This is a genomic window from Nostoc cf. edaphicum LEGE 07299, assembly GCF_015207245.1.
GTDB classification, from domain to species: domain Bacteria; phylum Cyanobacteriota; class Cyanobacteriia; order Cyanobacteriales; family Nostocaceae; genus Nostoc; species Nostoc edaphicum_B.
Window position 1 is genome coordinate 1 of sequence record NZ_JADEXF010000467.1, and the last position, 4381, is coordinate 4381.

Below are 4381 nucleotides of genomic sequence, written 5' to 3' on the forward strand. Positions count from 1 at the left end.
CTCTTTTTTCCTTGGCAACAATGTCTCCGGTGCTGGCAACTTGTTCCAACCTTGATTTTTCATTTACCAAATATTGCAAGATGCTCAAGCCGATTCGCTTTGTATCCTTACGAGAGACAATTCCTTTCGACAATATGGTTTTGGGGTACATAGAACTGATATCGATGTATCCAACCTTTTTATATAGTCCTGGAATAGAGTAGGCTATCCCCCCTTGGAATTTATACTTACGGTCGGGTTTGGGTTTGTATCCTGGGTAGTGATGCGAGAATATTTGCTTCCACTTGCTGCCGTTACCAGCGAGGGCTAATTGCTGGAGGTTCATCCCCGGTACAACGAGTGCTTCATAGTGATATGAGGGTACGGTACAAGCCTATTAGCTATGAGTTGCGTATCTTCCAAGTCGTAAATAAGGTAATCCTTGATTTTCTGCCATCCCTTACTACCAGAACCGGCTTTCCAGCAGGCGAGAATTTCTTCATAGGGGAGAACCAGTCGCGCTTGCTTACGCAATCCCATTTCCAGTACCACCTGTTTAAGCGATCGCCCGTTAGTAAGTTCCTTGGCAACAAAATCCCACCTGAGAACGCAGATAAAGATATCTACGTGTAGGCAGTTGCGGATCAATACCTCCCGAATTTCCAGTGGTTCGCCGCGTACTTGGGCAGTTCGGATAGTGCGCTTCTTAGATGCAATTCTAAATGGATGAGGAATGCCGTGTAACTCGCAGCGGGTGATGAGAAACGGTAGGTCAAATTCTGTTCCATTGTAGGTGTAAATTACTTCTGGTTTGCTTGCTTCTAGGTGTTTGAAAAACTCCAGGAGGATTTTGCTTTCGGCTTGATCCATAAAAATGGCAATCTCTCCTATCTCCCTCATACAGCCAATTGCATAGATACGATTTTCTCTTGGGTTTATCCCTGCCGTCTCAATATCGACTACCAGAGTTTTGAGCGTTCCGTAGGTCGGAATATTTACTGTGGGGTGCCACTCAGGTATTGGGGTAGTATCTGACCAGAATATGTCGAGTCTTTCCTCATCAACGATAATCTTATTACCAGATTTGCTAATAAAATCTCGGTGGTTGTAATTCATAATCTCCAAAATTAATTATTGTTTTTTGGCATGAATCAGCATTTTTTACCTTTGGCAAGGCATGATTCGCCAAAACATTTGGATGGAGCATCGCGGTAATTCATCAATATACGTATCGAAATCTGCGATCGCTGCTGGTAATTCAAGTCCTGTAGGAAGGCTAATTGCTGCAACTGGCATAATTTTAATCAGATACTTCCAGAATGCCAGTTGTTAAATTTTGTTGTAGTATTACTTGATATCTTAATTTTTTGCTTCTCAGTCAGGGCAGTCTTTATTAATATTGAGGCTTACTGCACAAGCAGTAAACCAAAAAGTTTTTCCCAAAGAGCGATCGCTAATTCAGTTTACGTGTTTCAAAGTGCTATATAATACTCAACCTATAAATGATGCTTATAGCATCCTGAAAGATTTCCAAAAATGAAATGATGAGAGTAGTGTGTAGCATATTGACTGAAAAAATTGAGCGTTTCATCAGAAGAACTGGCAATAACCGCCTCAGAAACCCAAGACGCAGGTTATTGAGTGTTTAGTAGAGAATTTTTCTTTTTGATTCTCAGGGGGGATGTGACCAGCAAACTTTATTTGAAATTCTAATTAAGGCAGCTAGTAGTGGAGATAGTATTGAAAATACAGCCAAATTGTTAAAGAACGTTCCCACAGCTAATGATATTAGATATCATCTCAATAAAATCAACAACTTTGAGGAATTAGAAGCGCAAATAAATCAAGCACTGAAAAGTCGAATTCCTTGATTGTTTGAAAAAAAGCTCTTTAAAAATAGCGATTGATTTAAATTTGATTTGTTATTATGGTAAGCCAACATCAGAGGAATCAGCATACATATATCGAAGTCAAGCCAAAGCTGGTACTCATTCATTTTACGCCTATGCAACTTTATATGTGATTACTAAGAATAAGCGTGTAACCCTTGCAATAAGGGGTGTTCGTCAATCAGATACTAGTGTTGCTTTGATTACTTATTTATTAGCAGAACTTGACTCTCTTAAAATAAATGTGAAAAAACTCTATTTAGATAGAGGTTTTTTTAATACTCCTGTAATCCGATGGTTGCAGGCATTAGATATTCCTTTTCTTATGCCTGCTATCAAGACGGGAAAGAAAGGAGGAATAAAGCAATTTTTAAAGGGTAAAAAAAGTTATAAAATTCCTTATACAATAACCAGAGATAAAGATGATTCAGTTACATTTGATTTATGGATTATTTGTAAATATAGGAAGGGAAAGCGTCAGAATCAGTCGTAAAAGGAAAGGTAGCCGATTAATTTATCGCATACTTTTTGCGCTAAAACAGATGTTAGCCTTTTTATCTCAAGCCCTACAGCGGAAATATCAAGTCGTTGAAAGCATCTATATTCCATCAGGTTAATATTGACCATTTTCGGCTAGCTAATTATAAGTAATCATAATCTATACTATGTCTGCTAGTCAGAAAATTCTGTGTTTTTAAGTATCATAAGCTACATTGTGTCTAGCGATTGCTCTTCTCTCAAAAACTTTTTGGTTTACTGGTCTATAATAATCACATCATTTGACCAGTCATTGGGGTTGAATCGCGCCTGACTTTCTTGATGCAATGAATCCACACACACGCCGTAGCCTAACAATGTGCCTGTTTCATTCGTGCGGACTTCGGTAACATAGTTAACACCAAACCGATTACACAATGCCTCACCCAGTTGAATCCGATGGGTGATGATTAACACCCTACGTCCAAGGTCATGTGCTTTCGCCACCTCAGTTGCCAGCCATTCGGTTTTACCAGTACCTTTAGGGGCTTTGAGGATAATCAGCTTTTCGCCTTCGGGGACGAGAAGCTGGCCCAAGAATCTTTGGTTGAGTGCGATCGCAGGCGGATAAGTCAGCAGAGTGAACAGCTTAATCTCCCACAACTCCAATGCAACAGCTGTATTGTAGAGTGCGTCAAATGCCGACTGACCCAAGGCATAGATAAAATCATCAACTCCTTTCTCTGCCCCGAATGGTAAATCAATCACTCGTAGCGAACAGCCCTCATTCACAAGCAGCCGTCCCATGCGACTGATAGCGGTTCTGACTCGCTGGATTGTCTCAGGTTTATTGTCTTGGTCAAAGCAGATGTTAACCTGTCTCCCCTGTGTTGCAAAATGCTTCAAGTCTGGGATGAGGTATGGTTTGCCATTAGCTGTACCGTACTCATGAGTAGGTGTGCGGTATCCAGCGTTAACACCGGGAATTGCGATCGCAGCATAACCAGCAGTCAGTAATGCCCCCGCTTTTTTGACACCTTCGACGATTGTGACTGGCACATTATGTGTAGCGACCTGCAATACTAATCGCTCAAACCTGCAATCAAGACATTTACAAACCAGGATTATGGTTCTTGGCAACTTTTGGTGATGATGAAAGGTTACGCGCTTTAAGGCAGAGGGCAGAAGGCAGAAGGCAGAAGGCAGAAGGAAGAAAGAAAGGAATAAGTAGTAAATTCAAGCTTTAAGTTTGTTTAAGCTAGCAACTAATATACTTTGCATTTCCTCAACCTCATTTAATAGGGGAGTGAAAAGGTTTTTGTCAGCTAAATCTACTTCTTTAGCAATGATTAATTGGGTATCAAGTTCTCTCAAAGAACCTAAAGCAATATGTAAAAACTGTATATATTCTGGCTTTGAGCGCCTGCCATAGCCTTCTGCTATATTAGATGCTACAGATACAGAAGAACGGCGTATTTGGCTAGTTAAGCCATACAATTCTGATTGAGGAAATAGGCGTGTAAATTTATAGCAATTGATGTACGCAGACAATTAAACACACTTGTTACACCAATACCAACTTGACGGGCTATAGCTTTTGCTCTCCAACCTTGTTGATGTAAGTCCCAAACTTGCTGATGGATAGCAAGTCTTCTCGCATAGCGTTGTTCTGCTAATAAGAGTGCCTGTTGTTCACGGCTTGGTCGTGGTACTCGCACACTCGCAGTACCGTCGGTTTGGGTTACTGATGAAAGACTGTATGCTTCATCGACAGCTTTGAGAGCTTGATGATGTGTACCAAATACTTGGTTAAGTGTTTCAGCTAAGTTCTGCAATAAGTGAAAATGGTCTGCAACGTGAATGGCTTCTGGCGCTCCTTGGCGAATACCACTTTCATAAGTTTTTGATCTATCTCGTGAGACGATTTTGATACCAGGGTGAGCTTTCAACCATTCTGCTAGGGTTTCGGCTTTTGCGTCTTTGAGTAGAGCGATTGGTCTGCTGCGTTCTAGGTCAATTAGTGCTGTGCCATAGGT

Annotated in this window: 4 protein-coding genes and 3 pseudogenes; 1 reads left to right on the top strand and 6 read right to left on the bottom strand. The window is 40.8% G+C overall.

Translation table 11 applies throughout. From position 1 onward, the window contains the following. The 3 genes and pseudogenes from IQ229_RS24090 to IQ229_RS24570 form a co-directional block, all read right to left on the bottom strand. A pseudogene (locus IQ229_RS24090) lies at window positions 1-325 on the bottom strand (DNA polymerase I); the annotation flags it as partial. Beyond that, window positions 322-1095: a 3'-5' exonuclease gene (locus IQ229_RS14925; RefSeq protein ID WP_228013476.1), complete on the bottom strand. Its 774-nt coding sequence runs from the start codon at window positions 1093-1095 to the stop codon at window positions 322-324. The gene IQ229_RS14925 and the pseudogene IQ229_RS24090, both read right to left, overlap by 4 nt. 45 nt (window positions 1096-1140) lie before the next feature. Then, complete coding sequence (locus IQ229_RS24570) at window positions 1141-1275, bottom strand: hypothetical protein (protein ID WP_265582985.1); 135 nt, start codon at window positions 1273-1275, stop codon at window positions 1141-1143. Between the two features lie 282 nt (window positions 1276-1557). Here IQ229_RS24570 and IQ229_RS24995 point away from each other — a divergent pair. Beyond that, a pseudogene (locus IQ229_RS24995) lies at window positions 1558-2485 on the top strand (ISH3 family transposase). 136 nt (window positions 2486-2621) lie between these two features. On the opposite strand, the gene IQ229_RS14935 reads toward IQ229_RS24995, so the two are convergent. The 3 genes and pseudogenes from IQ229_RS14935 to IQ229_RS14945 form a co-directional block, all read right to left on the bottom strand. Next, entirely contained in the window at window positions 2622-3425 is an 804-nt protein-coding gene (locus tag IQ229_RS14935; protein WP_322743992.1) for a DUF3854 domain-containing protein, read from the bottom strand. Between the two features lie 156 nt (window positions 3426-3581). Beyond that, the gene (locus tag IQ229_RS14940) at window positions 3582-3896 is read right to left on the bottom strand and encodes a four helix bundle protein (RefSeq protein WP_194044919.1); all 315 of its coding nucleotides are present in this window, start codon (window positions 3894-3896) and stop codon (window positions 3582-3584) included. Next, window positions 3839-4381 (bottom strand): annotated as a pseudogene (locus IQ229_RS14945) (transposase); the annotation flags it as partial. The gene IQ229_RS14940 and the pseudogene IQ229_RS14945, both read right to left, overlap by 58 nt.

What these genes read in the sequence shown, in the direction of transcription:
- IQ229_RS14925 (WP_228013476.1), bottom strand. Translation starts at nt 1,095, where the DNA reads ATGAATTACAACCACCGAGATTTTATTAGCAAATCTGGTAATAAGATT.
- IQ229_RS24570 (WP_265582985.1), bottom strand. Translation starts at nt 1,275, where the DNA reads ATGCCAGTTGCAGCAATTAGCCTTCCTACAGGACTTGAATTACCAGCA.